The sequence below is a fragment of the Shigella sp. FC1544 genome, assembly GCF_001722145.1.
In the GTDB taxonomy this organism is placed as follows: Bacteria; Pseudomonadota; Gammaproteobacteria; order Enterobacterales; family Enterobacteriaceae; genus Escherichia; species Escherichia coli.
Window position 1 is genome coordinate 1 of record NZ_MECT01000150.1, and the last position, 4,734, is coordinate 4,734.

5 protein-coding genes and 2 pseudogenes are annotated in these 4,734 nt (G+C 52.9%); 4 read left to right on the plus strand and 3 right to left on the minus strand.

Annotation, left to right across the window (positions count from 1 at the left end; all coding sequences use genetic code 11):
- Positions 1-94: 94 nt before the first annotated feature.
- Positions 95-313: pseudogene (locus tag BGK49_RS09690) on the minus strand (isochorismatase family protein); the annotation flags it as partial.
- A gap of 308 nt (positions 314-621) precedes the next feature.
- Here BGK49_RS09690 and aspS point away from each other — a divergent pair.
- From aspS to ruvC, 4 genes are all read left to right on the plus strand, one after another.
- Positions 622-2,394, plus strand: coding sequence for an aspartate--tRNA ligase (gene aspS, locus BGK49_RS09695; protein ID WP_001258662.1), 1,773 nt, complete (start codon positions 622-624; stop codon positions 2,392-2,394).
- Positions 2,395-2,511: 117 nt separating this feature from the next.
- Complete coding sequence (gene nudB / locus BGK49_RS09700; RefSeq protein ID WP_001300367.1) at positions 2,512-2,964, plus strand: dihydroneopterin triphosphate diphosphatase; 453 nt, start codon at positions 2,512-2,514, stop codon at positions 2,962-2,964.
- A 28-nt stretch (positions 2,965-2,992) separates the two neighbouring features.
- Positions 2,993-3,733: a YebC/PmpR family DNA-binding transcriptional regulator gene (locus BGK49_RS09705; protein WP_000907247.1), complete on the plus strand. Its 741-nt coding sequence runs from the start codon at positions 2,993-2,995 to the stop codon at positions 3,731-3,733.
- Between the two features lie 34 nt (positions 3,734-3,767).
- Entirely contained in the window at positions 3,768-4,289 is a 522-nt protein-coding gene (gene ruvC / locus BGK49_RS09710; RefSeq protein WP_000974711.1) for a crossover junction endodeoxyribonuclease RuvC, read from the plus strand.
- 1 nt (position 4,290) lies between these two features.
- Here ruvC and BGK49_RS30975 read toward each other — a convergent pair.
- Both BGK49_RS30975 and BGK49_RS09715 read right to left on the minus strand, forming a co-directional pair.
- A pseudogene (locus BGK49_RS30975) lies at positions 4,291-4,428 on the minus strand (YebB family permuted papain-like enzyme); the annotation flags it as partial.
- A gap of 16 nt (positions 4,429-4,444) precedes the next feature.
- Positions 4,445-4,734: IS1 family transposase (locus tag BGK49_RS09715; RefSeq protein ID WP_069375731.1), on the minus strand; the 290-nt coding region annotated here is incomplete at its 5' end.

Below are 4,734 nucleotides of genomic sequence, written 5' to 3' on the forward strand. Positions count from 1 at the left end.
GACATCACCCCCCGGATCATGGACGACTGGGGGCAGTAATCATGCCGGGTCTGGCTGGCTAACACCCCATTATAAGGGGTACGAATAAAGTAACGGGGGCATCAACCGGCTGTTTTAATGCTTCGGCGTAATCGGCAGACCAGCCAACTCGCACCAGAAACACGGGCTGACCGCTGGCGCGAAATTTCGCCGCCAGCTTCCCGGCGCGATTAACTACCTCATCGGCAGTATGTGGACCACCGGCAAAAGGTAAGATGCCTTCTTGTAAATCGATCACCACCAACGCAGTGGTTTTAGCATTAAGTTCAAGCATGCTGACTCCTGAAAAAACAAAATCGTGCCTCACACCTTAATGCGATTAGCCGATGGCGGAACGACAAATTTTGTTAATTTTTATGAGTTCGGGCAACACCTTTATAGCAAACTGGCGTAGAGTCTGATTTCAGGCCCGATATAAAGTGGTAACGAGGCGTTCCAGCGCGGGCCAGGCTCTTACGGTGCGGCAGAATTTCCAGTATAATAGCCGCCTTTTTTCATTCAGTTGTGACATACAGCTAACGCTGCGACTTGGTCACCTGCGCAGCAGGGGCATCCGCCGGCAGCTAAGTTAAGGGATATCTCATGCGTACAGAATATTGTGGACAGCTCCGTTTGTCCCACGTGGGGCAGCAGGTGACTCTGTGTGGTTGGGTCAACCGTCGTCGTGATCTTGGTAGCCTGATCTTCATCGATATGCGCGACCGCGAAGGTATCGTGCAGGTATTTTTCGATCCGGATCGTGCGGACGCGTTAAAGCTGGCCTCTGAACTGCGTAATGAGTTCTGCATTCAGGTCACGGGCACCGTACGTGCGCGTGACGAAAAAAATATTAACCGCGATATGGCGACCGGCGAAATCGAAGTGCTGGCGTCCTCGCTGACTATCATCAACCGCGCAGATGTTCTGCCGCTTGACTCTAACCACGTCAACACCGAAGAAGCGCGTCTGAAATACCGCTACCTCGACCTGCGTCGTCCGGAAATGGCTCAGCGCCTGAAAACCCGCGCTAAAATCACCAGCCTGGTGCGCCGTTTTATGGATGACCACGGCTTCCTCGACATCGAAACTCCGATGCTGACCAAAGCCACGCCGGAAGGCGCGCGTGACTACCTGGTGCCTTCTCGTGTGCACAAAGGTAAATTCTACGCACTGCCGCAATCCCCACAGTTGTTCAAACAGCTGCTGATGATGTCCGGTTTTGACCGTTACTATCAGATCGTTAAATGCTTCCGTGACGAAGACCTGCGCGCTGATCGTCAGCCTGAGTTTACTCAGATCGATGTGGAAACTTCTTTCATGACCGCGCCGCAAGTGCGTGAAGTGATGGAAGCGCTGGTGCGTCATTTGTGGCTGGAAGTGAAGGGCGTGGATCTGGGCGATTTCCCGGTAATGACCTTTGCGGAAGCAGAACGCCGTTATGGTTCTGATAAACCGGATCTGCGTAACCCGATGGAACTGACCGACGTTGCCGATCTGCTGAAATCTGTTGAGTTTGCAGTATTTGCGGGGCCGGCGAACGATCCGAAAGGCCGTGTTGCCGCTCTACGTGTTCCGGGTGGCGCATCGCTGACCCGTAAGCAGATCGACGAATACGGTAACTTCGTTAAAATCTACGGCGCGAAAGGTCTGGCTTACATCAAAGTTAACGAACGCGCGAAAGGTCTGGAAGGTATCAACAGCCCGGTAGCGAAGTTCCTTAATGCAGAAATCATCGAAGCCATCCTGGATCGTACTGCCGCGCAAGATGGCGATATGATTTTCTTCGGTGCCGACAACAAGAAAATTGTTGCCGACGCGATGGGCGCACTGCGCCTGAAAGTGGGTAAAGACCTTGGTCTGACCGACGAAAGCAAATGGGCACCGCTGTGGGTTATCGACTTCCCGATGTTTGAAGACGACGGTGAAGGCGGCCTGACGGCAATGCACCATCCGTTCACCTCACCGAAAGACATGACTGCTGCAGAACTGAAAGCTGCACCGGAAAATGCGGTGGCGAACGCTTACGATATGGTCATCAATGGTTACGAAGTGGGCGGTGGTTCAGTACGTATCCATAATGGTGATATGCAGCAGACGGTGTTTGGTATTCTGGGTATCAACGAAGAGGAACAGCGCGAGAAATTCGGCTTCCTGCTCGACGCCCTGAAATACGGTACTCCGCCGCACGCAGGTCTGGCATTCGGTCTTGACCGTCTGACCATGCTGCTGACTGGCACCGACAATATCCGTGACGTTATCGCCTTCCCGAAAACCACGGCGGCAGCGTGTCTGATGACTGAAGCACCGAGCTTTGCTAACCCGACTGCACTGGCTGAGCTGAGCATTCAGGTTGTGAAGAAGGCAGAGAATAACTGATATGATTCAAATACACGAAATCATTCGCGTTGCATCAAGGCGGCAATTGAGTGAACTCCCATGAGCATAGATAACTATGTGAATGGGATGAGCGAAGGCAGTCAACGAAGAGGCAGCGTGAAGGATAAAGTGTATAAGCGTCCCGTTTCGATCTTAGTGGTCATCTATGCACAAGATACGAAACGGGTGCTGATGTTGCAGCGGCGTGACGATCCCGATTTCTGGCAGTCGGTAACCGGCAGCGTGGAAGAGGGTGAAACCGCGCCGCAAGCTGCCATGCGCGAAGTAAAGGAAGAGGTCACCATTGATGTTGTCGCTGAACAACTGACCTTAATTGACTGTCAGCGCACGGTAGAGTTTGAAATTTTTTCACATTTACGTCATCGCTATGCGCCGGGCGTGACGCGTAATACGGAATCATGGTTCTGTCTTGCGCTTCCGCACGAGCGGCAGATCGTTTTCACTGAACATCTGGCTTACAAGTGGCTTGATGCGCCTGCTGCGGCGGCGCTCACTAAGTCCTGGAGCAACCGGCAGGCGATTGAACAGTTTGTAATTAACGCTGCCTGAACAGGCAGGGCTATCTGGAGATATTTTTATGGCAGGTCATAGTAAATGGGCCAACACCAGACATCGTAAAGCTGCGCAGGATGCTAAGCGCGGTAAAATCTTCACTAAAATCATTCGTGAGCTGGTAACCGCGGCTAAGCTGGGCGGTGGCGATCCGGACGCTAACCCGCGTCTGCGTGCGGCGGTGGATAAAGCACTGTCTAACAACATGACCCGTGACACACTGAACCGCGCAATTGCACGTGGTGTGGGCGGTGATGATGATGCAAACATGGAAACCATCATCTACGAAGGTTACGGTCCTGGCGGCACGGCAATCATGATTGAATGTCTGTCTGACAACCGCAACCGTACCGTTGCTGAAGTGCGTCATGCATTCAGCAAATGTGGCGGTAACCTCGGTACAGATGGTTCCGTAGCCTATCTGTTCAGCAAAAAAGGCGTGATCTCCTTCGAGAAAGGCGATGAAGACACCATCATGGAAGCAGCTCTGGAAGCAGGTGCTGAAGACGTTGTGACCTATGATGACGGCGCGATTGATGTCTACACTGCATGGGAAGAAATGGGTAAAGTGCGCGACGCTCTGGAAGCGGCAGGTCTGAAAGCAGACAGCGCGGAAGTTTCCATGATCCCGTCCACCAAAGCTGATATGGATGCAGAAACCGCACCGAAACTGATGCGTCTGATCGATATGCTGGAAGATTGCGACGACGTGCAGGAAGTTTACCATAACGGTGAAATCTCTGATGAGATTGCAGCGACTCTCTGATGAGGCCTGCTAAACAGCAAAACGGAGACGCGTGATGGCTATTATTCTCGGCATTGACCCGGGTTCGCGCGTGACCGGCTATGGCGTCATCCGCCAGGTAGGCAGGCAACTGTCCTACCTGGGTAGCGGATGCATACGCACCAAGGTGGATGATTTACCGTCTCGTCTGAAGCTCATCTATGCGGGCGTGACGGAAATCATCACCCAGTTCCAGCCAGATTATTTCGCCATTGAACAAGTCTTTATGGCCAAAAATGCCGACTCGGCTCTGAAACTGGGGCAGGCGCGCGGCGTGGCGATTGTGGCGGCGGTGAATCAGGAATTGCCGGTATTTGAATATGCGGCACGTCAGGTAAAGCAAACGGTGGTAGGTATTGGTAGTGCCGAAAAAAGTCAGGTGCAGCATATGGTCCGCACCTTGCTGAAACTGCCCGCTAATCCACAGGCGGATGCCGCCGATGCGTTAGCTATCGCGATTACCCATTGTCACGTCAGCCAGAATGCAATGCAGATGAGCGAATCGCGGCTGAACCTGGCGAGAGGGCGACTGTGTTAAGTTATACCGCCTCGGTCAGTTCAGGCTGAGGCGTTTCAACTCCCTCCGCGAGAATCAACACCAAACCCGGATGATGCCACAAACTGGCTGGCGTGACGGTTTTACGCTCCCACGGAATAGAACCTAAGAACCAGAATTTCGGTAATGACTCCAACTTACTGATAGTGTTTTATGTTCAGATAATGCCCGATGACCTTGTCATGCAGCTCCACCGATTTTGAGAACGACAGTGACTTCCGTCCCAGCCTTGCCAGATGTTGTCTCAGATTCAGATTATGTCGCTCAATGCGCTGAGTGTAACGCTTGCTGATAACGTGCAGCTTTCCCTTCAGGCGTGATTCATACTGCGGCCAGCCATCCGTCATCCATACCACGACCTCAAAGGCCGACAGCAGGCTCAGAAGACGCTCCAGTGTGGCCAGAGTGCGTTCACCGAAGACGTGCG